Genomic DNA, 23,327 nt, shown 5'->3' on the forward strand with positions numbered 1-23,327 from the left:
CCCCCCCCCCCCCCCCCCCCCCGGGCCCGTTCGGGTTCATGGCGGGCCGATTCCCGGGCAGTCGCCCGGCGGGCGAAGGGCCCGAGCTGGGTACGTCGGGGGACGCGGTCGTCCCGTCGACGACCGTGGTCGCATCGGGTCGGTCAGCCAGCCGTGCCGGGGCAGGCGGCGGGGCTCACGGCACGAGTACCAGGCGGCCCCGCGTACCTCCGGCGACCAGCCGGCGGTGGGCCTGCGCCACCTCGGCGAGCGGCAGGCTGTCCGCCACCCGCGGGCTGATCCGACCGGCGTCGACGAGCGCGGACAGTTCGGCGAGTCGGGCCCCGTCGGCGAACACCTCCGACACGATCACCCGGGTGGCCCGCAGGGGCGGCGGCGCGAACGGGGCGACCAGGGCGACGAAGGTGCCGCCACCGCGCACCGCCTCGTGGGCGGCGACCCCGGCGCCGGCGGCGCCGACCACGTCGACCTCGCCAGCGACGTCCCAGCCGAGCCACACCACGGCCGCCGGGGCGAGGAGCCCCGCCTGGGTCAACGCGCCGTTGCGGGTCGAGACATCGATGCGGTTGACGGACGCGGCGGCCACGCGGACGCGTACCTGGCCCGGCCCGGGATCGGGAACGGGTACCTCGGCGACTTCCAGGACTTCCGGGCCGCCGAACTGACGGACGATCACAGCTCGCATGCCACGAACGGTAGGAGCGCTACTCTCCGCAGGAAAGAAGGCACCTGCGAGTACGTAGCGAACCCGGGAGGCACCCGATGCCGGCGATGGCCGCCGCGCAGCGCCGCGAGATGCGGCGCCGCGAGTACGACGCCAACCTCGCCGAATGCCCGGGACATGAACTCCTCGCCACCCTCAGCGACAAGTGGGTGACGCTGCTGATCAGCGCGCTCGCCGACGGGCCCCGGCGCTACAGCGAACTGTCCCGCACGATCGCCGGCGCGAGCCAGAAGATGCTCACCCAGACGCTGCGGAAACTCGAACGCGACGGGCTGGTGACGCGTTCGGTCACCGCGTCCGTCCCGGTGCGCGTGGACTACCAGCTCACCGTGCTGGGCATCAGCCTCCTGCCCGTCCAGCGGGCCATCAAGGACTGGGCCGAGACGCACATCGAGGAGGTCCACCGTGCCCGCGCCCGGCACGACGCCGACCAGCGTTAGGGCCGGCCGCCGCGGGCCGCGACCTCGACCGTCCTCGCCAGCCGGGCCCGCAGCGACCGGCGAAGGGCCGCCGGGGTGACCTGCGCCGGCGTGCGTGCCACCGCGTGCCCCGCCGGCGACACCACGGCACGCTGGGCCGGCGTGCCCCCTTCCCCGGTAACGACGACTACGCTCGACGTGACGGGGGACCGGGACGGGCGAGCGGAGCGGGCAGGTCGATGAGCGTAAGACGGATCATGGGCACCGAGGTCGAGTACGGCATCTCCGTGCCCGGCCAGGCCGGGGCCAACCCGATGGTCACCTCCTCGCAGGTGGTCAACGCCTACGGAGCGCGGCCCGAACTGAACCGGGGTGGCCGGGCGCGCTGGGACTACGAGGAGGAGTCGCCGCTGCGCGACGCCCGCGGCTTCACCTACTCCGGGGCCGCGTACGACCCGGCCGAGGCGCTCGCCGACGAGGATCTCGGGCTGGCCAACGTCATACTCACCAACGGCGCCCGGCTCTACGTCGACCACGCCCACCCGGAGTACTCCACACCCGAGGTGACCAACCCGCTCGACGTGGTGCGCTGGGACAAGGCCGGCGAGCGGGTGATGGCCGAGGCGTCCCGCCGGGCCGCCACCATCCCGGGGACGCACCCGATCCACCTCTACAAGAACAACACCGACAACAAGGGCGCCAGCTACGGCGCCCACGAGAACTACCTGATGCGGCGACAGACTCCGTTCGCCGACATCGTCGCGTACCTGACGCCGTTCTTCGTCACCCGGCAGGTGGTCTGCGGCGCCGGCCGGGTCGGGATCGGCCAGGACGGCGGCCAGACCGGCTTCCAGATCTCCCAGCGGGCCGACTTCTTCGAGGTCGAGGTGGGCCTGGAGACGACCCTCAAGCGGCCGATCATCAATACTCGCGACGAGCCGCACGCGGATGCCGACAAATACCGCCGGCTGCACGTCATCATCGGTGACGCCAACCTCTCGGAGGTCTCCACCTACCTCAAGGTGGGCACCACCGCGCTGATCCTCACCATGATCGAGGAGAAGGCGCTCGGCCCCGACCTCGGCATCGCCGACCCGGTCAGCGAGTTGCGCGCGGTCAGCCACGACCCGGGGCTCAAGCACCTGATGCGGCTGCGCGACGGCCGTAAGCTCACCGCCCTGGACGTGCAGTGGGCCTACCTGGAACGGGTCCGGTCCTTCGTGGACGACCGGTACGGCGACGACGTGGACGCGCAGACCGCGGACGTGCTCGACCGTTGGGAGAGCGTGCTCGACCGGCTCGGCCGGGACGCCTTTCTCTGCGCTGACGAGCTGGACTGGGTGGCCAAGCTGCGGCTGCTGGAGGGCTACCGGGAGCGGGAGAAGCTGGGCTGGGGCGCGCACAAGCTCCAGCTGGTCGACCTGCAGTACTCCGACGTGCGGCCGGAGAAGGGGCTCTACCACCGGCTGGTCCAGCGCGGCTCGATGAAGACCCTGCTCACCGACGAGCAGACCCGCACCGCGATGACCGAGCCGCCGGAGGACACCCGGGCCTACTTCCGCGGCCGCTGCCTGGCCCAGTACGCCTCTGAGGTGGTCGCCGCGAGCTGGGACTCGGTCATCTTCGACGTGGGCCGGGAGTCGCTGGTCCGGGTGCCGATGATGGAACCCGAGCGGGGGACCCGCAAGCACGTCGGCGAGCTCTTCGACCGCTGTGAGAGCGCGAAGGACCTGCTGGAGATGCTGACCGGCGGCTGATCGGGTCGCCGCGTACCGCCATGCCCGTCGCGCGCCGAGGAACCCGGCGCGCGACGGGCATTTCGTCGCCGGAGCGAGGTAAGTTGATCGCAGGCGATCGTGGAGGAGGCACCACCATGGCGACGCAAGAAGGCGGGCAGACCCAGTCCGGCAAGTCGCACGAGGAGGTCGAGGAGGTCACCGCGCAGGCCAACCCGGAGGTTGCGGAGCGGCACGCCGAGATCACCGAGGACGTCGACGACCTGCTCGACGAGATCGACTCCGTCCTGGAGGAGAACGCGGAGGAGTTCGTGCGCGGTTACGTACAAAAGGGCGGTCAGTAGACATACCGGCGCGGAACGGGCATGCGGCTTCCCTTGACTGACCAGGACGGCCGACGTCGTTGCCGCGACTGCGGGGAATGGAAGCCGCTCGAAGAATTCATGGCGAGCAGCAAACGTCCCAGCGGTCGCGGCGGCTACTGCAGGCCGAGCCTCAACGCGCCCTCCAGGACCGGCCACGTCAAGCGGACCAAGAAGCGGTACGACCGTGATGTGGAGCCGGCCCGGGAAGTCCCGGAAGGGCATCGCTTCTGCGCCGACTGTGGAACTGTCGAGCCCGTGGCCGACTTCCCGCGCAACCGCTCCGACAGCTCGGGCTGTGCCACGTACGGCACGCCCTGTCATGACCAGCGACCGGAGCGACCAAGCAGCGCGCTCTGCGGTGATCCCGATCCGGAACATGTGGACCACGATCATCGCACCGGATGGGTGCGCGGGATACTCTGCTTCAACTGCAACGGTGGTCTTGGCCGGTTTCGGGACAGTCCCGCGAGGCGGGCCAGGGCGATCACGTACCTGAGAGGAACCACGTGGCAGTGGGTTTTGATCCATCCGGGCGTCTACCAGATGTGTTCACCAATGCGGGGACGTCCTCCTTCACGGCGTTCCTGACCAAGGTCGCCCCCGAGATGCTGCCCGGCCGGCGGCCGTTGCCGCCCGGCATGGCCGCCGAGCTGGCGCCGCACGCGACGACCATCGTGGCCATCTCGGCCGCCGGTGGCGTGGTGATGGCCGGCGACCGGCGCGCCACCATGGGCAACCTGATCGCCCAGCGGGACATCGAGAAGGTGCACCCGGCCGACGCGTACTCGCTGGTCGGCATCGCGGGCACCGCGGGTATCGGCATCGAGATGATGCGACTGTTCCAGGTGGAGCTGGAGCACTACGAGAAGATCGAGGGCGCGATGCTCTCGCTCGACGGCAAGGCCAACCGGCTCGCCTCGATGATCCGGGGCAACCTCGGCGCGGCCATGCAGGGCCTCGCGGTGATCCCGCTCTTCGCCGGGTTCGACCTGGCGGCCGGCGACCCGGCGCGGGCCGGCCGGATCTTCAGCTTCGACGTCACCGGTGGCCCGTACGAGGAGACCGGCTACGACGCGATCGGCTCCGGGTCGCTGTTCGCCAAGTCGGCGCTGAAGAAGCGGTTCCGCACGGGCCTGTCGATCGACGACGCGGTACGGCTCGCCGTCGAAGCGCTGTACGACGCGGCCGACGACGACACCGCGACCGGCGGCCCGGACCTGACCCGCAGGATCTACCCGGTGGTGATGACCGCGACGGCGGAGGGCACCCACCGGCTCACCGACGCCGAGACGGCCGCGATCGCGGAGAGCGTCGTGGCCGGCCGGATGGAGAACCCCGGCGGCTGAGCCCGCTCCCCACCTGACCCGTCAGCAGTCCGCAGCACAGCGCCCGAAGGAGAACCGCCGCCGTGGCCATGCAGTTCTACGCCTCGCCCGAGCAGATCATGCGCGACCGCTCCGAGCTGGCCCGCAAGGGCATCGCTCGGGGGCGCAGCGCGGTGGTCCTGAGTTATGAGGGCGGGGTGCTCTTCGTCGCGGAGAACCTCTCCAGCACCCTGCACAAGGTCAGTGAGATCTACGACCGGATCGGCTTCGCCGCCGTCGGGCGGTACAACGAGTTCGAGAACCTGCGCCGTGCCGGGGTGCGAATGGCCGACCTGAACGGCCTGAGCTACGACCGCCGGGACGTGACCGGTCTGGCCCTGGCCAACGCGTTCGCGCAGACGCTGGGCGCGATCTTCACCGAGCAGTCGAAGCCCTTCGAGGTGGAGATCTGCGTGGCCGAGGTGGGCGCGACGCCGGATGACGACTCGCTCTACCGGCTGACCTACGACGGTTCGGTCAACGACGAGCCGGGCCGGATGGCGATGGGCGGTCAGGCCGAGGCGATCACCGGGGTGCTCAAGAACGAGCACCGGCCGGACATGTCGCTGTCGGAGGCGGTCCGGGCCGCGGTAAAGGCGCTGAGCAGCGTGGGCGGGGAGGGCGGCGCGAGCCGTGCCATCGCCGCCAACCAGCTGGAGGTCGCGGTCCTGGACCGGCGCCGGGTGGGGCGGACGTTCCGCCGGGTGACCGGGGCGGCCCTGACGGCGCTGCTGGACGGGGACGCGGCCGCGGACACCGCGCCGGCACCAGGGCGGGCGAAGACCCCGACGGTGCCCGCCGAGGAGGCGAAGAAGCCGACCACGTCGGCGGGCTCGGCCGACCTGGAGGGCCAGCAGGGTGAGCAGCCCGAGCAGCCCGAGGCGTAGTCGCCGCGGACCGACCGGGGCCGGGTGATCCCGGCCCCGGCTTGTTCCCGGGCCCGTCCCGGCCGGCCGCGGTGAGCCCAGCTCGCCCACCGGGGAGGGCCGGTCGGCGGCGAGCGGCGGTCAGTGCCTGCGCAGCAGGGGCTTGGCCAGTGACCAGTAACCGGCGGCGACGGCGTTGAAGATGCCGGTGCCGGGCGGCGAGCCGACGTTCGACGGGGCGATCCTGGCGGTCATCAGCTCCGCGATGACGCCGTCGGGGACGATCCGCTCGGCCTGCAGCTGCCGGCGGCGGGACCGCAGCCAGGCGCGGTTGGTCCAGAGCCAGCCCCAGCCCTTGACCTTCTGCCGGATCCAGCCGCCGCCGAGCGCGGCGGCCAGCATGGCCGCCTCGGTGAGCAGCAGGACGGGCGCGAGCACCACCAGGGTGCGGGTCTCGTAGGCGGTGAGCAGGGTGACCAGGCGGTTGCGCTCGACCAGGTAGAGCTTGAGGGCGTTGCGGGAGAACTCGTAGTGGTGCCGCACGACGGCGTCCGGCACGTACTCCAGCCGCAGGCCACGCTGCCACAGGCGCAGGCTGAGCTCGGTGTCCTCGTGGTAGGCGAAGTACTCGGCGGCGAACCCGTCGAGTTCCTGCCACCGCCGTCGGTTGATCACGAAGCAGCAGCCGCTGAGCGAGGGGACCACCGTGCGGGCGGCGTGGGCGCTGGCCGGCTCGCCGTTGCCGCCGGCCCAGGAGAGCCCGGTGAAGTGCAGGGGGTTGCCGGAGGTGTTGATGACGTCCGGTTGGTCGGCGAGGCGGATCGAGGCCATCGCCGCGCCGACATTGGGCTCACCCGCGACGGCGACGACCTTGGCGATCGCGTCGGGGGCGACGATCGCGTCGGAGTTGACGAAGGCCAGCCACTCGCCGGTCGCCTCGGTGGCGCCGACCCGGCAGCCGCCGGAGTAGCCGGTGTTCTCCTCGGGGCGGACGACCCGGACGCCGGGGAAGCCCTTGACGATGTCGACGCCGTCCCCGGTGCAGCCGTTGTCGACGACGATCAGCTCGACCTCGACGTCGGTGCTGTCCAGGACGGCGCGGGCGGCGTCGACCAGGTACGGCTCTGCCCCGTACGCGAGGATCACCGCGGAAACCTGCGGGCGGATCATCGGGTGCCTCCGGATACTCCAGTGGCCACGGCGTCGTCGAGGGGCCGGGTCGGGGTGGGCGCGGGACGGGCGCTGCCGCGCAGCAGCAACGCCATGGTGGCGGCGACGACCACCGAGCCGACGGTGTAGGCCAGCTCGACGCGGAGGGCGACCGACACCGGGACGAGGGTGACGGCGACCAGGGCGGCGACGCCGACGGTCCAGCCGAGCGCCTGGCCGCGGTGCCGGTTGAGGGCGAGCAGGGCCTGGCCGAGCACCATCGCCCACAGGTAGGCGAGGGTGGCGGCGGAGAGCCAGGCGAAGTCGCCGAAGCCGAGGACGTCGGAGGCGTCGAAGAGAACGCCGACCAGCCAGGGGCCGAGCGCCACGGCGCCGAGACCCCCGAGCACGCCGAGCGCGGTGACGATGCCGAGCGCGCGGCGCAGCAGGTTGTGGAAGCCGGGCAGGTCGCCGGTGGCGGCCGAGGTGGCCAGGCCGGGAAGCAGGGACGCCTGCAGCGAGGCGAAGACGAACAGCGGGACGCGGACCAGGACCAGCGCGGAGAGCAACGCCCCGGCGGTGGCCACGTCGTCCGGGTCGAGCAGTCGTACGTTGATCACGCCGATGTTCACCACGACCTGGGAGAGCAGGCTGGACACGGTGAGCAGGCCGAGGCCGCGTACCAGGGCGGACCAGGCGACGGGCGTGCCGCCGCCGACGGCCCGCAGCACCGGGGGGAGGGTGAGCAGGACGCCGCCGAGCGGGGCGATCACGAGGACCGCGCCGTACCAGAGCGGGGAGGTGACGCCGGCGAGGCCGAGCGCGGCGACCAGGGCGATGCGCAGCCCGCCGTCGACGGCGAGCTGGCCGCCGTACCAGGGGAAGAGTTGCAGGCCGGAGAGGACGCCCCGGGTGGAGTACGCGATCGCCATGGCGGCGAGGGAGCCGAGGAGCGTCCAGACCATCGCGCCGTCGCCGGCGAAGAGCCCGTCGGCCAGCGGCCGGTACACGGCGAGGACGACCACCGCCATCAGCGCGAGCGTGCCACCGGCGAGGGCGGCGCCGCGGGCCAGCACCGGCCCCGGCGGCTGCCCCTGCGTGCGGCGGGCGGCGACGACCCGGGCGATCTCCTGCTCGACGGGGAGGAACACGCCGATGCCGAGGGTGAACACGATCGACCAGAGCACCGACAGGGAGGAGTAGTCGGCCTCGCTGAGGCTGTGGCCGGCCACCGCGAGGTGGACGTACGAGGCCAGGCCGAGCACGGCCAGCCCGGCACCCACGGCGAGGGTGCCGGGCGGGACGAGCCGGAGCAGCCGCCGCATCACCGGCGGATCAGCGCCAGCGTCAGCACCGCGAAGGCGCGACCCAGGTAGATCATGGCCTTTGCGGGGGAGTGGCTGGGGGTGCCGGCCATCCGCTTGCGCATCGCCACCGGGACCTGGCGGATCTTGTAGCCCCGCCGGGCGGTGTGCACCAGGGTCTCGACCGTGTCGCCGAGGTACTCGGCCGGGTACCAGCCGGCGAACATCTCGATGACCCGGCGGTTGGCGGCCCGGAAGCCGGAGGTGGTGTCGGTGAGCCGGGTCCGGGCGACCCGCGACAGCACCTGGGAGAGCATGACCATGGCCCAACGGCGGGGGCCGCGGACCGTGTAGTCGCCCTCGCCGGCGAAGCGGGCGCCGATGACGAGGTCGTTGTCGTCGAGCAGGTCGACCAGCTTCGGCACGTAGCGGGGGTCGTGCTGACCGTCGGCGTCGATCTGGATGGCGACGTCGTAGCCGTGGTCCCGGGCGTACCGGTAGCCGAGCCGCATGGCCCCGCCGACGCCGAGGTTGTAGGGCAGCTTCGCGACCCGGGCACCGGCGGCGGCGGCCACCGCCGCGGTGCGGTCGGCGGAGCCGTCGTCCACGACCAGCACGTCGACGCCGGGCAGTTCGCCCCGGACCTCGCCGACCACGTCGGCGATCGAGCCGGACTCGTTGAGCGCGGGGATGATGATCAGGACCCGCTTGCCGTTAACCATGGTGGGAAGCCAGTTCGTCTCGTGCCGATTCGGTCCGGGCCGCCCGCTCCGCGTCGATCTCCGCGCGGAGCAGGGCGAAGTCCTCCGCCAGGGTGCGGGTCTCCTCCTCCAGTGCGCTGACCTCCCAGCTGAGGTGCACGCAGACCAGAAGCAGGAAGACGATGCCGAGGAAGAGCACGAGGCTGACGCCGGAGACGACCCCGAAGAAGCCGGCCACGTTGTCGAGCAGGCGGGGGAAGAGTGACAACGGGATCACGATCAGCAGGACCGCGAGCCAGAGCATGCCGTACTTCTCGCGGAGCTGCCGGCGGCGCAACAGTTCGACGATGGTGGCCAGCAAGATCAGGCCGGTCAGGCCGGTGACGAGGGTGAGCTTCATGCGACCTTCCACGGGGCGGGCGGAGTGGGGGAGGAGAAGGCGTCGGAAAGCGTCTCGTGCCAGTCCGGCAGCGGTTCCAGCCGCGCCGCGGCCCAGCGGTCGTGCCCTAGCACACTGTACGCCGGTCGTGCGGCCGGACGCGGAAACCGGTCACTGGTGGTGGGCCGGATCCGGTCCGGGTCGAGCCCGGCGAGGGTGAACACCGCCCGGGCCAGCCCGTACCAGGTGGTGCGGCCGGAGCAGGTGCCGTGGTAGATCCCAGCGGGCGCCCGTCCGGCCAGCGCCGCGTCGGCGAGCGCGACCAGCCGGGTGCCGAGGGCGTACGACCAGGTCGGCTGCCCCTGCTGGTCGTCGACCACGTCGAGGGTCTCCCGCTGCTCGGCCAGCCGCAGCATGGTGGCCACGAAGTTGGGCCCGTGCGCGCCGTAGAGCCAGGCGGTCCGCACCACGTAGCCGGTATCGGGGAGAAATCGGACAACGGCCCGTTCCCCGGCGAGCTTGCTGCGCCCGTACGCGTTGACCGGGTCGGTCGGCGCGTCCTCCGGGTACGGGGTGCCGGCGTCGCCGGGGAAGACGTAGTCGGTGGAGACGTGGAGCAGCCGCGCGCCGGTGTCGGCGCAGGCCCGGGCGAGGTGGGCCACCCCGTCGCCGTTGACCGCGGTCGCGGTCGCCTCGGCCTGCTCCGCGCCGTCGACGTCGGTCCACGCCGCCGTGTTGAACACCACGTCGTGGCCGGTGACGGCGGCGCGGACGGCCTCGGCGTCGGTGATGTCGAGGGTGGCCCGGGTGGCGGCGGTCACCGTGAGGTCGTCCCGGGAGCGCAGGACGGCCAGCAGGTCCTGCCCCAGCATGCCCCCGGCGCCGGTGACGAGGACCCGGGTCATGCGCTCTTGTTCGCCTTCAGCGGCTCCCACCAGGCCCGGTTGTCCCGGTACCACTGCACGGTCTGGGCGAGGCCCCGGTCGAGGTCGATGCTCGGGGTGTAGCCCAGCTCGGCGCTGATCTTGCTGATGTCCAGCGAGTAGCGGCGGTCGTGGCCCTTGCGGTCGGCGACCGGGACGACCCGGTCCCACCCGGCGTCGCAGGCCTCCAGCAGCCGGCCGGTGAGCTCCTTGTTGGTCAGCTCGGTGCCGCCGCCGATGTTGTAGACCTCGCCGGCGCGGCCCTTCTCCTGGACCATGGCGATGCCCCGGCAGTGGTCGTGCACGTGCAGCCAGTCGCGGATGTTGCCGCCGTCGCCGTAGAGCGGAACGGTGCCGCCGTCGAGCAGGTTGGTGGCGAACAGTGGGATGACCTTCTCCGGGAACTGGTACGGCCCGTAGTTGTTGGAGCAGCGGGTGACCACCACGTCCATGCCGTGGGTGCGGTGGTAGGCCAGGGCCAGCAGGTCGGAGCCGGCCTTGGAGGCCGAGTACGGGGAGTTCGGCGCCAGCGGCCAGGTCTCGGTCCAGGAGCCCTCGTCGATGGAGCCGTACACCTCGTCGGTGGAGACGTGCACGAAGCGCTGCGTGCCGTGCCGCAGCGCGGCGTCGAGCAGGGTCTGGGTGCCGAGCACGTTGGTGGTGACGAACGGCGCCGCGCCGGCGATGGAGCGGTCGACGTGCGACTCGGCGGCGAAGTGCACGATCACGTCTTGACCGGCCACGACGTCGTCGACGACGGTCGGGTCGCAGATGTCACCCTGCACGAAGCGCAGCCGCTGGTCAGCGCGCACCGGGGCGAGGTTGCTCAGGTTGCCGGAGTAGGTGAGCTTGTCGAGCACCGTGACCGAGGCGGGTTCGATGGCCGGCACCCCGGCGGCGTCGCCGCCGGGCACGCCCAGCAGCATCCGGACGTACTCCGACCCGATGAATCCGGCCCCGCCGGTGACAAGAATCCTCACGGGTCCGGAAGTGTACGCGAAGAGCCAGGGCAGCCGGGTGGCCGCCGACCCCGGTGTCCGGTTCGCGGCGGTGCAGGTAGTCTCCCCGGGTGCGTGGAATCCTTCTCGCTGGTGGCACCGGGTCCCGGCTCTGGCCGATCACCCGGGCGGTCTCCAAGCAGCTGATGCCGATCTTCGACAAGCCGATGGTCTACTACCCGCTGTCGACGCTGGTGATGTCCGGCGTGCGGGAGATCCTGATCATCACGACGCCGGAGGACCAGGCCCAGTTCCAGCGGCTGCTGGGTGACGGCAGCCAGTGGGGCCTGCGGCTGGAGTACGTCACCCAGGCCCGCCCGGAGGGCATCGCGCAGGCGTTCGTGCTGGGCGCGGACTTCATCGGCGACGAGTCGGTGGCGCTGATCCTCGGCGACAACATCTTCCACGGCGTCGGCCTCGGCCGCCAGCTCGCCGGCCACGGCGACCCGGTCGGTGGCCGGGTGTTCGCGTACCCGGTGGCCAACCCGCAGGAGTACGGGGTGGTCGACTTCGACGACGAGGGCCGCGTGCTGTCGATCGAGGAGAAGCCGGACAAGCCGAAGTCCCGCTACGCCGTGCCCGGCCTCTACTTCTACGACAACCGGGTGGTCGACATCGCCCGCAAGCTCACCCCCAGCGCCCGCGGCGAACTCGAGATCACCGCGGTCAACGAAACCTACCGCGAGTGGGGCGAGCTCTCTGTGACGGTGCTCGACCGGGGCACCGCCTGGCTGGACACCGGCACCTTCACCTCGATGATGCAGGCCGCCGAGTTCGTCCGGGTCATCGAGGAACGCCAGGGCATGAAGATCGGCTGCATCGAGGAGGTCGCCTGGCGGGCCGGCCTGATCGACGACGAGCAGCTGCGGGCGCTCGCCGAACCGCTGACCAAGAGCGGATACGGCGACTACCTGCTCGGTCTGCTGGCCGCCCAGGACGAGGTGGGCCGATGAAGATCCGGGAACTGGGCATCGAGGGCGCCTGGGAGATCACCCCCCAGCAGCACGGCGACCCCCGCGGAATGTTCATGGAGTGGTACCGCTTCGACAAGCTGGCCGAGGCGGTCGGCCACCCGCTGCGGCTGGCCCAGGGCAACCTCTCGGTCTCCTCCCGGGGCGTGGTGCGCGGCATCCACTTCGCCGACGTGCCGCCCGGCCAGGCCAAGTACGTCACCTGCGTACGCGGGGCCGTCGTCGACGTGATCGTGGACATCCGGCTCGGCTCGCCGACGTTCGGCCGCTGGGAGGCCGTCCGGCTGGACGACGTGGACCGGCGTGCCGTCTACATCAGCGAGGGCCTGGGACACGGCTTCTGCGCGCTGACCGACGACGCCACCCTCACCTACCTCTGCTCGACCACCTACAACCCGACCGGGGAGCACACCGTGCACCCCCTGGACCCGGAGCTGGCCATCGAGTGGCCGGCCGAGGCGCCGCAGCTCTCCGCCCGGGACGCCGCCGCGCCGAGCCTCGCCCAGGCCCGCGAGTCCGGTCTGCTGCCGCGGTACGGCGCCTGCCAGGCGTTCGTCGCCGGCCTGCGGCCGGACGGCCGGGCGGAGCCGGACGGACGGTGATCGACCGCGGCACGCGAGGAGTGCCGCGACACTGACGCACGGGGCCTCCGGGCGGCTAATGTCACATCATGGAGCGGCGAATCTTCGGCCTCGAAACCGAGTACGGCGTCACCTGCACTTACCGCGGGCAGCGCCGACTGTCCCCCGACGAGGTCGCCCGGTACCTGTTCCGGCGAGTGGTGTCGTGGGGCCGGTCGAGCAATGTGTTCCTGCGCAACGGGGCCCGGCTCTACCTGGACGTGGGCTCGCACCCGGAGTACGCGACGCCGGAGTGCGACTCGGTCACCGATCTGGTCGCGCACGACCGTGCGGGGGAGCGGATCCTGGAGGGGCTGCTCGTCGACGCGGAGAAGCGGCTGCACGACGAGGGCATCGCGGGTGAGATCTACCTGTTCAAGAACAACACCGACTCGGCCGGCAACTCGTACGGGTGCCACGAGAACTACCTGGTGTCCCGGCACGGGGAGTTCGGCCGACTGGCGGACGTGCTGATCCCGTTCCTGGTGACCCGGCAGCTGATCTGCGGTGCGGGGAAGGTGCTGCAGACGCCGCGCGGGGCGGTCTACTGCCTGTCGCAGCGGGCCGAGCACATCTGGGAGGGCGTCTCCTCGGCGACCACCCGGAGCCGGCCGATCATCAACACCCGGGACGAGCCGCACGCGGACGCGGAGCGCTACCGCCGGCTGCACGTGATCGTCGGCGACTCGAACATGAACGAGGTCACCACGTTGCTGAAGGTCGGCACCGCCGACATCGTGCTGCGAATGATCGAGGCCGGGGTGGTGATGCGGGACCTGACGCTGGAGAACCCGATCCGGGCGATCCGCGAGGTGTCGCACGACATCACGGGCCGGCGCAAGGTCCGCCTGGCCTCCGGCAAGGAGGTCTCGGCGCTGGAGATCCAGCAGGAGTACCTGGCCAAGGCGACGGAGTTCGTGGAGCGCCGGGGCGGTGACCAGACCGCGAAGCGGGTGGTGGACCTGTGGGCGCGGGTGCTGCGGGCGGTGGAGACCGGTGACCTGGACCCGGTGGCCCGGGAGATCGACTGGGTGACGAAGCTGAAGCTGATCGAGCGGTACCAGCGCAAGCACGACCTGCCGCTGTCGCACCCGCGGGTGGCGCAGATGGACCTGGCGTACCACGACCTGCGGCGCGGCCGGGGCCTGTACGGGTTGCTGGAGCGGCGCGGCGAGGTGGACCGGGTGGCGACCGACCCGGAGATCTTCGAGGCGAAGGAGACGCCGCCGCAGACCACCCGGGCGCGGCTGCGCGGCGAGTTCATTCGGCATGCGCAGGAGAAGCGGCGGGACTTCACGGTCGACTGGGTACACCTGAAGCTGAACGACCAGGCGCAGCGCACGGTGCTGTGCAAGGACCCGTTCCGGGCGTACGACGAGCGGGTGGAGCGGCTGATCGCCAGCATGTGACGGCGCGCCGGCCGGCGGGCGACGCCGGCCGGCCGCCCCCCGGTACGCTGGCGTCGCGATGAACACTTCCGAACCCTCCGACCGCGACCGCGAGGCCCGTGCGGGCCGCGACCCCGGCACCGAGAAGCTCAACTGGATCGACCGGCGCCGGGAGAAGATCCGCGCCGAGGTCGAGCGGAACCGCCGCGGCGAGTACACGGTGCCGACGTGGGTGCTGGCGGCCGCGCTGATCCTCATCGTGGTCGCCTGGCTCGGGCTGATCATCTACTTCGGCTGACCAGGCCGGTGCTGTCCCGCCGGGCGCTCAACCGGGCCACCCTCGCCCGGCAGTTCCTGGTCGACCGGACGGACCGGCCGGCCCTGGACGTGGTTCGCCGGCTGGTCGGCCTGCAGGGTCAGGTGCCGGTCGCGCCGTACCTGGGGCTGTGGTCGCGGGTGGCCGGGTTCCGGCGCGACGACCTGACCAGGTTGCTGTCGGCACGGCAGGTGGTGCGGGCGACCACTGTGCGCGGCACCCTGCACATGACCGCGGCGGACGACTACCGGTGGCTGCGTCCGCTGCTGCAACCGCTGATGGTGCGGCTGCAGCGGCAGTTCATGGGCCGGGCCACCGCGGGCGTCGACCCGGCCGAACTCGCGGCGTACGCCGCCGCGCTGCTGGCGGGGGAGCCGCTGAGCCGGACCCGGCTGCGGGAGCTGCTGGCGCGGCGCTGGCCGGACCGGGACCGGGCCGCCCTGCTGCACTCGGTGCAGTACCTGCTGCCGCTGGTTCACCTGCCGCCGGCCGGCACCTGGGGTGGCCGGGTGGACGGTCCGTGTGCGCTGGCCGGGGAGTGGCTGGCCGGCCCGCCGGCCCCGGCCGAACGGACCTGCTGGTGCGCCGCTACCTGGCCGCGTTCGGTCCGGCGAGCGTACGGGACGTGCAGGCCTGGTCCGGGCTGACCCGGTTGGCCGAGGTGATCGAGCCGCTCCGGGGTGAGCTGCGGGTATTCCGGGACGAGCACGGGCGCGAGCTGTTCGACCTGCCCGACGCGGAGCGACCCGACCCGGACACGCCGCTGCCGCCGCGCCTGCTCCCGGAGTACGACAACCTCCTGCTGGCGTACGCCGACCGGACCCGGGTGCTCGGCGACGGGGAGCGTCGTCGGGTGATCACCCCGGCGGTGGCCGCCACCGCGCTGGTGGACGGGTTCGTGGCCGGCACCTGGACGGTCGAGCGGCACGAGGCGACGGCGACGCTGCGGGTGGAGCCGTTGCGCCGGCTCGGCGCGGCGGACCGGGCGGCCCTCGTCGCGGAGGCCGACCGGCTGCTCGCCTTCGCCTGCCCCGACCTGCGGGAGCGGGTGGTGCGGGTCGACTGACGGCAGATCTTGACGCGGGCCCGGGTGCATGATCGTCTGTCGTGGACAGGGGGTGGGACGTGCCGTCAGCCGAGCCGCCGTGCGGTGCTTGCTGCTACCTCTTCGCCGACACGCGGTGCGCCAGCTGCTACTCCTCCTGCACCGGCGGACCGGGTGACGCCACGGCCTGGCTGGCGCTGCCCGAGGTGGTGCTCCGCGCGCTGGCCGGGCTGTTCGTCGCCGACGGGTCGCCGGGCAGCGTCGGCGCCCGGGTGGCGGTACGCCTGATCCGGGGGTACCGGCAGCGCATCTCGTCGCGTACCGCGCCGCGCGGGACGAGCCGGTCAGGGCGCGAGGGCCGCGGCGTGCCGGCCGGCGGCGGCCGCCGCCAGGAAATAGGCGTGGTCGGCGTCGAGCCCTCGTCCCATCGTGGACAACCCCACCGGGCTGGCGCGCAGCGCCGCGTCGAGGCCGTCGGTGGGCACGGTGACGATCCGGTGCCGCTCGGCTAGGGGGGCCAGGGCCGCCGCCACCTGGGCGGCGAGCACCGAATCGAGGCCGTCCGGCACCACCAGCTCCGCGGCGGCCAGGGCCACCCGGCCGTACGCGGTGAGGCTGTGGTGGGAGACGCCGCGGTGCCGGGGACGGGGGTCGGCGTCGGAGATGCGCAGCGAGCCGACGGCCCGGCCGCCCAGCGTGGCGACGGCGTTGACCGCCTCGCCGACCGCCACCCCGGAGAACCCCCAGCGGGTGCCGGTGCCGAGGTTGCCAGGGCCCTGGGCGACGATCGCGAGGTCGGCGTGCAGCACGTGCCGGGCGGCGAGCAGGCCGCTGTGCAGGGTGCTCGCCTCCAGGTCGCCGCCGAAGGCCTGGCCGACGGTGACGGTGCCGACGAGGTGGCCGGCGAGCCCGGCGAGGGTGCGGGAGAACCAGGCCGGCAGCGCCCCGCCGTCGGTGAGCAGGTACGCCACCCGGGCCTGCGGGGCGTCGGCGCGTACGCCCGCCAGGATCGCCGGGAGGGCGGAGTGCAGGTCGGCGGTGACCACCGGCATCCCGTCCAGGCTCTCCGCGGCGGCCAGCAGGTCGTGATGCGGGGAGGCCGCCTCGTCGACGCCGAGCAGGATCGGTTGCAGCGGGGTGTAGCGGGCCTTGACCAGGTGGCCGGCGGCCCGGGTGTCGACGGCCTGCGGCGGGTCGACGGGCAGCCGGTCGGGCAGGGCGACCACCAGGGCGTACCCGCCGGTGCCCAGGCCCATCAGCAGGGCGCCGGCGTTGAGCAGCACCCGGTCACCGGGCTCCGGGTCGCCGACCAGCGCCGGGTAGGCCAGGGCGCGCATCCGGCCGCCGTCGGGCAGGTCGACGTCGAGTTCGGTCGCGCCGGTCCAGCGCCGTCGTACCGCCGCCACCGTCCCGGACCGCCATCGCACCATGTCCGGCACGCTATCGGCCGGGGCGGGGGCGGTTCGCGGCCGGGTCGCCGGGCGCGCCGGTCAGGACGGGCCGGCGCTGCCGACCGGGCGCCCGTCCTCGTCCTGGGTGCGCCGGGCCCGCTGGCCGTCCGTGCCGGGCATCGACCGGGTCGGGTCGAGGAAGACGTACGCGATCTCCGGGTAGCGTTCGGTGAGCCGGCGTTCGGCCTCGTCGGCGGCGGACTCGATGTCGGCGCCGGTGGCGTCGTCGTGGAAGTCGACCTTGGCGGCCACCAGGATGTCCTCCGGGCCGAGCTGCATGGTCATCAGCGTGTCGATCCGGTCGACGGTGGGCAGCTCGGTCAGCTCCCGCTCGATCTCTCGGTGGATCCGCTCGGGCACGGCCCGGCCGACCAGCAGCGAGATGTTGCTCTTGGCCAGGATGGCGGCGACCACCAGCAGCAGCACGCCGATGAGGATGGAGGCGATGCCGTCGTACAGCTCGTCGCCGGTGAGCTGGGACAGCCCGACGCCGGCGGCGGCCAGGAGCAGGCCGGTGAGGGCGGCGCTGTCCTCCAGGAAGACGGCCTTGACGGTGGTGTCGGCGGTGTGCCGCAGGAAGCGGTCCGGGGTGGTGCGCCAGCGGCGGGACTCCCTGCGCACCTGTCGGACCGCCCGGGCCAGGGAGATCGCCTCGATGACGAAGGAGACCGCCAGCACGATGTACGAGGTCAGGTAGTTCCCGGTGTGCTCGTGGACGAGGATCGTGGTCACGCCGTGGGTGATGGCGAAGCCCGCGCCGGCCACGAAGGTGAACAACGCGGCCAGGAACGCCCAGACGTAGCTCTCCTTGCCGTACCCGAACGGGTGCCGGCGGTCGGCGGGCCGTGCTCCACGCCGCAGGGCCAGGTAGAGCAGCACCTCGGTGGTGGTGTCGGCGAGCGAGTGAGCGGCCTCGGAGAGCATCGCCGCCGACCCGGAGATCAGCCCGGCGATCAGCTTGGCGACCGCGATGGCGAGGTTCGCCGCGCCGGCCACCACGACCGTGCCGACGCTCTCGGTCTTGACTTCCGCTTCCGACATGCGCCTCACCCTAGGGCCGCCGTCGGCGGTCCGCCCGACGAGCGGAACCGGCCGCCGACGATGTGGCGCGGATCGCGTCGGACGGCTCAACCGGGCCGGAGCCGTCATCCGCTCGCGTCTTCCGCGCGCCGCGCCCGCGCGGGTGCACGCCCACGCCGCGCGGGCTGCTAGCGTTCAGGCGTGTCGCGGACCCGTACCGAACGCCTGGTCAACCTGGTGATCTGTCTGCTCTCCACGCGACGGTTCCTGACCGCCGCGCAGATCGCCGCGACCGTGCCCGGCTACGAGCACGATCCGGACGACGCCAAGGACCACGAGGCGTTCCAGCGCAAGTTCGAACGGGACAAGGCCGAGCTGCGTGAGCTCGGGGTGCCCCTGGAGACCGGGACGGCCAGCGTCTTCGACGCCGAGCCCGGCTACCGGATCGCGCCCCGGGAGTACGCCCTGCCCGACATCCCGCTCGAACCGGACGAGGCCGCCGCGGTGGGCATCGCCGCCCGGCTGTGGCAGCACGCGGGCCTCGCCGCCGCCGCCTCGTCCGGCCTGGCCAAACTGCGCGCCGCCGGCATCGACGTGGACCCGCAGGCCACCCTGGGTCTGGAGCCGATGGTCACGGTCGATCCGGCGTTCGCCCCGCTGACCGCCGCCGCCCGGGACCGTCGCGAGGTCAACTTCGACTACCGGGTGCCGGACCGGGACGCGCCGACCCGCCGGCGGCTGCAGCCCTGGGGCGTGGTCTGCTGGCGCGGCCGGTGGTACGTGGTCGGGCACGACCTGGACCGGTCGGCCACCCGCTGCTTCCGGCTCTCCCGGGTGGTGGGCGCGGTCCGGGCGACCGGCCGGCCCGGGGCGTACGAGCCGCCCGCCGGGGTGGACCTGATCAGCCATGTGGCCCGCTGGTCCGGGCCGGTGGAGCGGACCGGGCGGGCCACCGTGCTGGTCGTCCCGGGCCGGGCCGCCGGGCTGCGCCGCTGGGCGGTGCAGTGCACCTCCGGTCCCGACGGCGACCGCCTGGTGCTGCCGTACGCCGACGCGGACTTCCTGGCCGGCCAGCTGACCGGGTACGGCCCGGACGTGCGCGTGCTGGACCCACCGGAGGTACGCGAGGCCGTGATCCAGCGGTTGAAGGAGATCGCGGCCCGGCACGACGAGCTGGCGGCTGCCGGGGGTGCCCGGTGACCCGCCCGGCGGCCCGTGCCGGCCGCGCCTCGGCGGACCGGCTGGCCCGGCTGCTCAACCTGGTGCCCTACCTGCTCGCCCGCCCCGGCATCGAGATCGCCGAGGCGGCGCACGACCTGGGGGTGACCGAGAAGCAGCTCCGGGAGGACCTGGAGCTGCTCTGGGTGTGCGGGCTGCCCGGCTACGGGCCGGGCGACCTGATCGACATGGCGTTCGACGGCGACCGGGTGACCATCACCTACGACGCCGGGATCGACCGCCCGCTGCGGCTCACCCCGGACGAGGCGCTCGCCCTGGTGGTGGCGCTGCGGATGCTCGCCGAGACGCCCGGGGTGGCCAACCGGGAGGCCGTCGAGCGGGCCCTCGCCAAGATCGAGGGCGCGGCCGGTGACCTGGCCGGCGCCCCGGTGGAGGTGCGGCTGCCCGGCGACACCGCCCGGGTACGGGAGCTGCGCGCGGCGGTGGAGCGCGGCCGGGCGCTGCGGATCACCTACTACACCGCCGCCCGGGACGAGACCACCGAGCGGACCATCGACCCGCTGCGGATGCTGATGGTCGGCGGCCGGGCGTACGTGGAGGCGTGGTGCCGCCGGGCCGAGGCGGTGCGGCTGTTCCGGGCCGACCGGATCGACGCGGTCACCGAGCTGGAGGAGGCGGCAGTGGTGCCGCCGCAGGCCCGCCCGCACGACCTCAGCGACGGCGTGTTCCGCCCCTCGACCGACCTGCCGCTGATCACCCTGCGGATCGGCCGGGGCGAGCGGTGGGTCACCGAGTACTACCCGTGCGAGCGGGTCGAGGCGGACGGCGAGCAGTGGCTGGTGTCGCTGCGGGTCACCGATCTGGGCTGGGCCCGCCGGTTCGTGCTCGGGCTCGGGTCGGACGTCACGGTGCTGGCCCCGGCCGAGCTGGCCGAGCAGGTCCGCGCCCAGGCGGTCGCCGCGCTCGACGCGTACGCCTCGCCGGTGGACCGCGCCGATCCGGCGGTGGCCGGCGTCACCCAGTAGGCTGACCGCCGTGGTGAAGTGGATCGTGCTCGGGGTCGTGCTGTTCGCGTTGGTCGTGCTGGCCCTGGCGGTCCGGCCGGTGCTGGCGCGGCTGCCCCGGCTGCGCCGGGCGGCGCTGGCGCTGCAGCGGCGCCAGACCGAGGCGGAGGCGTTGCGCTCCGCGGCCGAGACGCTCCAGCAGCGGGCTGAAGGTCTCCAGGAACGGGTGACCGTCGCGCAGGAACGGATGGCGTTGATCAAGGCGAAGCGCGGAAAGTGATCGACAGCGGTCGGTTCGCTGCGCGGTAGCTGCGCGTTCGGCGGCACCTTCGCGCACGATCGTGCCGCCGTGGGTGGTTGACGGGACACTCCGGGTTGGTCGAGACTTCACCGGCCAGGCCCGCACCGAGGGGTCCGGCGGGGGTGGCAAGCCTCTTCGACCCACGTACGATGGGCGGCGACACCCCCACCACATCTGAGCGACTGGAGCTTCCCATGGGTGCCCTCAAGCCGTGGCACATCGCCGTACTCGTGGTCGTGCTGATCCTGCTCTTCGGCGCGAAGCGGCTCCCCGACGCGGCCCGCTCGCTGGGCCGCTCGCTGCGGATCATCAAGGCCGAGACCAAGAGCCTGCAAGACGATGACCGCGACCTGGCCGAGAAGGCCGACGCGCAGACCGGCTACCAGCCGCTCCCGCCGCAGCAGCAGTACGCCCCGCAGCCGCAGCAGCCGGTCGCCCCGCCGGTCGACCCGGTGCAGCGCGTCCGCGAGAACTGATCCGGAAGGCCCATCATCGTGGCCTTCGGGGTGAAGAAGCGCGGCCCGAGCAGTTTCGAGCGGGCCGCCGACGGCTCGATGACGCTCATGGAGCACATCCGTGAGCTGCGTACCCGGCTGTTCCGCGCGTCCCTGGCGATCGTCGGCGGCCTGATCGCCGGCTTCTGGCTCGCCGATCCGGCGTTCCTGCTGCTCAAGCAGCCGTACTGCCGGCTGCCCGACACGAAGAACGCCCTGGGGCAGTGCCAGGACCTGCTGGCCCTGGCGCCGACGAGCGGTTTCGTGTTGAAGCTGAAGCTGGCGCTCTGGCTCGGCCTGATCATCGGCGGGCCGGTCTGGCTCTATCAGCTCTGGGCGTTCATCGCTCCCGGCCTGCACCGGCACGAGCGCAAGTGGGCTTACGTCTTCGTGGCGATCGCCGCGCCGCTGTTCGCGGCCGGCGGGGTGCTGGCCTACTTCGTGGTCGACAAGGGCCTCGGGTTCCTGATGGAGTCCGGGGTGGGCGGGCTGTCCAACCAGTTCGAGGTCACCGCGTACATCGGCTTCGTCACGAACATGATCCTGTTGTTCGGGGTGGCGTTCGAGTTCCCGTTGATCCTGCTCATGCTCAACTTCACCGGGGTGGCCAGCGGGCGGCGCCTGCTCAGCTGGTGGCGTGTGGTGATCTTCATTTCGTTCGCGTTCGCCGCGATCGCCACCCCGGACCCGGGCCCGTTCGGCATGACGCTGCTGGCCACCGCGCTCTCCCTGCTCTACTTCGTCGCGGTCGGGGTGTCGCTGCTCAACGACAAGCGGCGCGGCCGGGGCCGGGAGATCTACGCCGATCTCGCCGACGACGAGGTGTCGCCGCTGGACCTGTCCGCCGAGCCGGTCGAGGCCGCCGGGCGGGTCGAGGCGGCCGCCCCGATCGGGGCGCCGCAGCCGATCGAGCGCCGCTACGACGACATGACCTGACGGTCGCCCCGTCGACCGGAACGCCGTCCCCTGCCACGGGGGCGGCGTTCCGCGTTCCCGGGGCCGGCATGGCGAGCAGGCGGCCCAGCGGCGCGGGGTGCGCGCCGCGCCGAGCGCCGCGCCGGACCAGTTCCTCCCGAGCCGACCGGGAAGGCGGCATACTGGCGGCCGTGATCGACAACCGCCAGCCGGGCCGCCCCGACCTCGCCTCGGCGCTGCGGTTCCTGACCGAGCTGGTCGCCTGGGTCGCCACCCCGTGGGCGCTCGCCCCGCACTCCGTGGTACTCGCCGTCGCGTCGGTGCTGGTGCTGATCGGTCTGCCCACCGTGTTCGCCACCCCCGGTGACAAGAAGCAGGTGCTCGTGCCGGTCCCCGGGCTGGTGACCATCGGGCTGGTGCTGCTGCAACTGGTCGCCGCGGTGGTGTCGGCCTGGGCGGCCTGGCCCCGGCTGGTCGCGGTGCCGGTGACCGTGCTGGCCCTGGCCGCGGTGGTCACCGAGCTGCCGCGCTGGCGCCGGCTGGCTCCGCTCGCCCGCGACGGCCGCCCGGCTGCCTGACGGCCCGTCCGGGGCCGCCGGCGGGCCGGGCGCGGGTTCCCCGCGACAGACCGCCGGGGCTCAGGCCACCCGGCGGATCCGGCCCTCGGTCGGGGCCGGCACCGCGTCCGGGTGCAGGATCGCCGCGAACGCCTCGGCGCCGTCGACCAGGCGCGGGCCGGCCCGCACGATCAGCCCGTCGGCGTCGACCGCCCAGACCTCCGTGCCGGGAAGGCGCCGAGCCACCTCGGCGGCCTGCGCGGCGGCCCCGTCCAGGTGGAAGCCGCACGGGGTGACCAGCACCACCTCCGGCCGGGCCGCCCGCAGCGCGTCCCAGGTGGTCGGCGTGGAGCGGGCCCCGGGATGGGTGGCCACCGGCTCGCCGCCGGCGATCCGGACCAGGTCCGGGATCCAGTGCCCGGCGCCGAACGGCGGGTCGATCCACTCGACCACCGCGACCCGCCGCCGGGGGCGGCCGGCCACCGCTGCGGCGACCGCCGCGAGCCGCGCCCGCAGGCCGTCCACCAGAGCCTCCGCCCGATCCGGTACGCGGGCCGCCACGCCCACGGCCCGGATCGTGCCCAGCACGTCGTCCAGGGTGTACGGGTCGAGTGACAGCACCTCGGCCCGGCAGCCCAGGTGGTCCACCGCGTCCGAGACCCGTCCCGAGGGCAGCGCGCAGACCCGGCACAGGTCCTGGGTCAGGATCAGGTCGGGGTCCAGACCGGCCAGCGCCCCGGCGTGCAGGGTGTACAGGTCCGCCCCGGCGCCGAGCCGGCCCTTGACGTACGCGTCGATCTCGCCGGGGCTCATGTCCCGGGTGTCCCGGCCGCCCACCACGACGGTGAGCCCGGCCCGCTGCGCGGGCGGCACCTCGCACTCGAAGGTGACCCCGACCAGGTCGTCCCCGAGGCCGAGGGCGTAGACGATCTCGGTGGCGGCGGGGAGCAGGGACACCAGGCGCATCCCGCCATCCTGCCGGCCGCCGCCGGACCCACCGCGCCGCCCCCGCAGTTCCGTCGATCCGAGCGTCCCCACCCGCACCCGGCGATAGTCTGGGGCGGCGCCGGATCCAGCTCGGTACACGCCCGTCGTCGCAGCCCACGGTCGTCAGCCGGCGCGGGAGGCTGCGGTGCGA

At 73.1% G+C, this 23,327-nt stretch carries 26 protein-coding genes and 1 pseudogene; 17 read left to right on the top strand and 10 right to left on the bottom strand.

Annotated elements, in window-relative coordinates:
- Positions 1-175: 175 nt before the first annotated feature.
- Entirely contained in the window at positions 176-685 is a 510-nt protein-coding gene (locus ACL02O_RS13855; RefSeq protein WP_412818457.1) for a zinc-binding dehydrogenase, read from the bottom strand.
- A 77-nt stretch (positions 686-762) separates the two neighbouring features.
- On the opposite strand from ACL02O_RS13855, the gene ACL02O_RS13860 reads away from it, so the two are divergent.
- The 6 genes from ACL02O_RS13860 to prcA all read left to right on the top strand — a co-directional run bounded on the left by ACL02O_RS13860 (position 763) and on the right by prcA (position 5,495).
- A complete protein-coding gene (locus tag ACL02O_RS13860; RefSeq protein ID WP_412818458.1) occupies positions 763-1,164 on the top strand; it encodes a winged helix-turn-helix transcriptional regulator in 402 nt (133 codons plus the stop codon).
- 218 nt (positions 1,165-1,382) lie between these two features.
- Entirely contained in the window at positions 1,383-2,900 is a 1,518-nt protein-coding gene (gene dop / locus ACL02O_RS13865) for a depupylase/deamidase Dop (protein ID WP_412818459.1), read from the top strand.
- Positions 2,901-3,016: 116 nt separating this feature from the next.
- Complete coding sequence (locus ACL02O_RS13870; protein ID WP_073836803.1) at positions 3,017-3,223, top strand: ubiquitin-like protein Pup; 207 nt, start codon at positions 3,017-3,019, stop codon at positions 3,221-3,223.
- A gap of 99 nt (positions 3,224-3,322) precedes the next feature.
- Positions 3,323-3,832, top strand: a complete 510-nt coding sequence (locus tag ACL02O_RS13875) for an endonuclease VII domain-containing protein (RefSeq protein ID WP_412818523.1) — start codon at positions 3,323-3,325, stop codon at positions 3,830-3,832.
- Positions 3,751-4,590: a proteasome subunit beta gene (prcB, locus tag ACL02O_RS13880; RefSeq protein ID WP_412818460.1), complete on the top strand. Its 840-nt coding sequence runs from the start codon at positions 3,751-3,753 to the stop codon at positions 4,588-4,590. The genes ACL02O_RS13875 and prcB overlap by 82 nt, the downstream gene beginning before the upstream one ends.
- Positions 4,591-4,652: 62 nt before the next feature.
- Entirely contained in the window at positions 4,653-5,495 is an 843-nt protein-coding gene (prcA, locus tag ACL02O_RS13885; protein WP_412818461.1) for a proteasome subunit alpha, read from the top strand.
- A gap of 120 nt (positions 5,496-5,615) precedes the next feature.
- Here the strand turns inward: prcA and ACL02O_RS13890 are convergent, their stop codons facing one another.
- From ACL02O_RS13890 to rfbB, 6 genes are read right to left on the bottom strand one after another with little or no spacing between them, the layout of a single operon-like run.
- Entirely contained in the window at positions 5,616-6,644 is a 1,029-nt protein-coding gene (locus ACL02O_RS13890; RefSeq protein WP_412818462.1) for a glycosyltransferase family 2 protein, read from the bottom strand.
- On the bottom strand, positions 6,641-7,948 hold the full coding sequence (locus ACL02O_RS13895; protein WP_412818463.1) for a lipopolysaccharide biosynthesis protein: 1,308 nt from the start codon (positions 7,946-7,948) through the stop codon (positions 6,641-6,643). The genes ACL02O_RS13890 and ACL02O_RS13895 overlap by 4 nt, the downstream gene beginning before the upstream one ends.
- Positions 7,948-8,649 (bottom strand): glycosyltransferase family 2 protein, encoded by a 702-nt coding sequence (locus ACL02O_RS13900; protein ID WP_412818464.1) that lies wholly within the window; start codon positions 8,647-8,649, stop codon positions 7,948-7,950. Before ACL02O_RS13900 ends, ACL02O_RS13895 begins: the two co-directional genes overlap by 1 nt.
- Complete coding sequence (locus ACL02O_RS13905) at positions 8,642-9,028, bottom strand: DUF2304 domain-containing protein (protein ID WP_412818465.1); 387 nt, start codon at positions 9,026-9,028, stop codon at positions 8,642-8,644. The genes ACL02O_RS13900 and ACL02O_RS13905 overlap by 8 nt, the downstream gene beginning before the upstream one ends.
- Positions 9,025-9,912, bottom strand: a complete 888-nt coding sequence (rfbD, locus tag ACL02O_RS13910) for a dTDP-4-dehydrorhamnose reductase (protein ID WP_412818466.1) — start codon at positions 9,910-9,912, stop codon at positions 9,025-9,027. The genes ACL02O_RS13905 and rfbD overlap by 4 nt, the downstream gene beginning before the upstream one ends.
- Positions 9,909-10,910, bottom strand: coding sequence for a dTDP-glucose 4,6-dehydratase (rfbB, locus tag ACL02O_RS13915; protein ID WP_412818467.1), 1,002 nt, complete (start codon positions 10,908-10,910; stop codon positions 9,909-9,911). Before rfbB ends, rfbD begins: the two co-directional genes overlap by 4 nt.
- Positions 10,911-10,999: 89 nt before the next feature.
- Between rfbB and rfbA the strand changes: the two genes are divergently transcribed.
- The 5 genes and pseudogenes from rfbA to ACL02O_RS13940 all read left to right on the top strand — a co-directional run bounded on the left by rfbA (position 11,000) and on the right by ACL02O_RS13940 (position 15,289).
- On the top strand, positions 11,000-11,881 hold the full coding sequence (rfbA, locus tag ACL02O_RS13920; RefSeq protein ID WP_412818468.1) for a glucose-1-phosphate thymidylyltransferase RfbA: 882 nt from the start codon (positions 11,000-11,002) through the stop codon (positions 11,879-11,881).
- The gene (locus ACL02O_RS13925) at positions 11,878-12,501 is read left to right on the top strand and encodes a dTDP-4-dehydrorhamnose 3,5-epimerase family protein (protein WP_412818469.1); all 624 of its coding nucleotides are present in this window, start codon (positions 11,878-11,880) and stop codon (positions 12,499-12,501) included. The genes rfbA and ACL02O_RS13925 overlap by 4 nt, the downstream gene beginning before the upstream one ends.
- 68 nt (positions 12,502-12,569) lie before the next feature.
- The gene (gene pafA / locus ACL02O_RS13930; protein ID WP_302764030.1) at positions 12,570-13,928 is read left to right on the top strand and encodes a Pup--protein ligase; all 1,359 of its coding nucleotides are present in this window, start codon (positions 12,570-12,572) and stop codon (positions 13,926-13,928) included.
- A gap of 58 nt (positions 13,929-13,986) precedes the next feature.
- Positions 13,987-14,205: a hypothetical protein gene (locus ACL02O_RS13935; RefSeq protein ID WP_412818470.1), complete on the top strand. Its 219-nt coding sequence runs from the start codon at positions 13,987-13,989 to the stop codon at positions 14,203-14,205.
- 122 nt (positions 14,206-14,327) lie between these two features.
- Positions 14,328-15,289, top strand: a pseudogene (locus tag ACL02O_RS13940) (winged helix DNA-binding domain-containing protein).
- Between the two features lie 323 nt (positions 15,290-15,612).
- On the opposite strand, the gene ACL02O_RS13945 reads toward ACL02O_RS13940, so the two are convergent.
- Together ACL02O_RS13945 and ACL02O_RS13950 are read right to left on the bottom strand one after the other, a co-directional pair.
- Positions 15,613-16,698, bottom strand: a complete 1,086-nt coding sequence (locus tag ACL02O_RS13945) for a DUF3866 family protein (RefSeq protein ID WP_412818471.1) — start codon at positions 16,696-16,698, stop codon at positions 15,613-15,615.
- A 60-nt stretch (positions 16,699-16,758) separates the two neighbouring features.
- Positions 16,759-17,760, bottom strand: coding sequence for a cation diffusion facilitator family transporter (locus ACL02O_RS13950; RefSeq protein WP_412818472.1), 1,002 nt, complete (start codon positions 17,758-17,760; stop codon positions 16,759-16,761).
- 180 nt (positions 17,761-17,940) lie between these two features.
- Here ACL02O_RS13950 and ACL02O_RS13955 point away from each other — a divergent pair, with 180 nt between their 5' ends.
- The 6 genes from ACL02O_RS13955 to ACL02O_RS13980 all read left to right on the top strand — a co-directional run bounded on the left by ACL02O_RS13955 (position 17,941) and on the right by ACL02O_RS13980 (position 22,210).
- Positions 17,941-18,939, top strand: coding sequence for a helix-turn-helix transcriptional regulator (locus ACL02O_RS13955; RefSeq protein WP_412818473.1), 999 nt, complete (start codon positions 17,941-17,943; stop codon positions 18,937-18,939).
- On the top strand, positions 18,936-19,943 hold the full coding sequence (locus ACL02O_RS13960) for a helix-turn-helix transcriptional regulator (protein ID WP_412818474.1): 1,008 nt from the start codon (positions 18,936-18,938) through the stop codon (positions 19,941-19,943). The genes ACL02O_RS13955 and ACL02O_RS13960 overlap by 4 nt, the downstream gene beginning before the upstream one ends.
- A 10-nt stretch (positions 19,944-19,953) precedes the next feature.
- Complete coding sequence (locus ACL02O_RS13965) at positions 19,954-20,202, top strand: hypothetical protein (RefSeq protein ID WP_412818475.1); 249 nt, start codon at positions 19,954-19,956, stop codon at positions 20,200-20,202.
- Between the two features lie 215 nt (positions 20,203-20,417).
- Positions 20,418-20,699 (top strand): Sec-independent protein translocase subunit TatA, encoded by a 282-nt coding sequence (gene tatA / locus ACL02O_RS13970; RefSeq protein ID WP_412818476.1) that lies wholly within the window; start codon positions 20,418-20,420, stop codon positions 20,697-20,699.
- Between the two features lie 18 nt (positions 20,700-20,717).
- Positions 20,718-21,653 (top strand): twin-arginine translocase subunit TatC, encoded by a 936-nt coding sequence (gene tatC, locus ACL02O_RS13975; RefSeq protein WP_412818477.1) that lies wholly within the window; start codon positions 20,718-20,720, stop codon positions 21,651-21,653.
- Between the two features lie 170 nt (positions 21,654-21,823).
- Positions 21,824-22,210 carry a hypothetical protein gene (locus ACL02O_RS13980; protein WP_412818478.1) on the top strand — a complete coding sequence of 129 codons (387 nt, stop codon included), beginning with the start codon at positions 21,824-21,826 and terminating at the stop codon, positions 22,208-22,210.
- Between the two features lie 60 nt (positions 22,211-22,270).
- On the opposite strand, the gene ACL02O_RS13985 is transcribed toward ACL02O_RS13980, so the two are convergent.
- Positions 22,271-23,155, bottom strand: a complete 885-nt coding sequence (locus tag ACL02O_RS13985; RefSeq protein WP_412818479.1) for an ABC transporter substrate-binding protein — start codon at positions 23,153-23,155, stop codon at positions 22,271-22,273.
- Positions 23,156-23,327 lie beyond the last annotated feature (172 nt).

The sequence above is a fragment of the Micromonospora mangrovicola genome, from assembly GCF_047200535.1.
Taxonomy (GTDB): domain Bacteria; phylum Actinomycetota; class Actinomycetes; order Mycobacteriales; family Micromonosporaceae; genus Micromonospora.

Bases quoted from the DNA above. Each gene is read 5' to 3' on its own strand.
- ACL02O_RS13855 (WP_412818457.1), bottom strand. From the start codon at position 685: ATGCGAGCTGTGATCGTCCGTCAGTTCGGCGGCCCGGAAGTCCTGGAA.
- ACL02O_RS13860 (WP_412818458.1), top strand. From the start codon at position 763: ATGCCGGCGATGGCCGCCGCGCAGCGCCGCGAGATGCGGCGCCGCGAG.
- dop (WP_412818459.1), top strand. From the start codon at position 1,383: ATGAGCGTAAGACGGATCATGGGCACCGAGGTCGAGTACGGCATCTCC.
- ACL02O_RS13870 (WP_073836803.1), top strand. From the start codon at position 3,017: ATGGCGACGCAAGAAGGCGGGCAGACCCAGTCCGGCAAGTCGCACGAG.
- ACL02O_RS13875 (WP_412818523.1), top strand. From the start codon at position 3,323: ATGGCGAGCAGCAAACGTCCCAGCGGTCGCGGCGGCTACTGCAGGCCG.
- ACL02O_RS13890 (WP_412818462.1), bottom strand. From the start codon at position 6,644: ATGATCCGCCCGCAGGTTTCCGCGGTGATCCTCGCGTACGGGGCAGAG.
- ACL02O_RS13895 (WP_412818463.1), bottom strand. From the start codon at position 7,948: ATGCGGCGGCTGCTCCGGCTCGTCCCGCCCGGCACCCTCGCCGTGGGT.
- ACL02O_RS13900 (WP_412818464.1), bottom strand. From the start codon at position 8,649: ATGGTTAACGGCAAGCGGGTCCTGATCATCATCCCCGCGCTCAACGAG.
- ACL02O_RS13905 (WP_412818465.1), bottom strand. From the start codon at position 9,028: ATGAAGCTCACCCTCGTCACCGGCCTGACCGGCCTGATCTTGCTGGCC.
- rfbD (WP_412818466.1), bottom strand. From the start codon at position 9,912: ATGACCCGGGTCCTCGTCACCGGCGCCGGGGGCATGCTGGGGCAGGAC.
- ACL02O_RS13925 (WP_412818469.1), top strand. From the start codon at position 11,878: ATGAAGATCCGGGAACTGGGCATCGAGGGCGCCTGGGAGATCACCCCC.
- pafA (WP_302764030.1), top strand. From the start codon at position 12,570: ATGGAGCGGCGAATCTTCGGCCTCGAAACCGAGTACGGCGTCACCTGC.
- ACL02O_RS13935 (WP_412818470.1), top strand. From the start codon at position 13,987: ATGAACACTTCCGAACCCTCCGACCGCGACCGCGAGGCCCGTGCGGGC.
- ACL02O_RS13945 (WP_412818471.1), bottom strand. From the start codon at position 16,698: ATGGTGCGATGGCGGTCCGGGACGGTGGCGGCGGTACGACGGCGCTGG.
- ACL02O_RS13950 (WP_412818472.1), bottom strand. From the start codon at position 17,760: ATGTCGGAAGCGGAAGTCAAGACCGAGAGCGTCGGCACGGTCGTGGTG.
- tatA (WP_412818476.1), top strand. From the start codon at position 20,418: ATGGGTGCCCTCAAGCCGTGGCACATCGCCGTACTCGTGGTCGTGCTG.
- ACL02O_RS13985 (WP_412818479.1), bottom strand. From the start codon at position 23,155: ATGCGCCTGGTGTCCCTGCTCCCCGCCGCCACCGAGATCGTCTACGCC.